The sequence below is a fragment of the Bradyrhizobium sp. 23AC genome (assembly GCF_054863025.1).
In genome coordinates this window covers 1-252 of the sequence record NZ_JAVAYN010000247.1, presented here as the reverse complement: position 1 = coordinate 252, position 252 = coordinate 1, and the positions used below count along the sequence as shown (strand labels likewise).

The window sequence follows — 252 nt, the reverse complement described above, 5'->3', positions numbered from 1 at the left end:
GCGCCCTGGCCCCGCCACGTTCCGCTCACGCCTCGCCGTCCCGAGCCGCGGAAGGGCGACGGCATCGTCGTCTCGTTCGTCGGCCATTCGACGTTCCTGCTCCAGACGTCCCACGGTGGCATCCTCACCGATCCCGTCTACGTCGAGCGCGCCAGCCCGGTGCCGTTCCTCGGCCCGGCCCGCGTGCGGCCGCCCGCGATCCCGTTCGACGATCTGCCGGACATTGCGCTGGTTCTGCTCAGCCACAATCAC

1 pseudogene is annotated in these 252 nt (G+C 71.0%); it reads left to right on the top strand.

The annotated features are described in order from the left end of the window. Positions 1–252, top strand: a pseudogene (locus tag RAD10_RS42305) (MBL fold metallo-hydrolase); the annotation flags it as partial.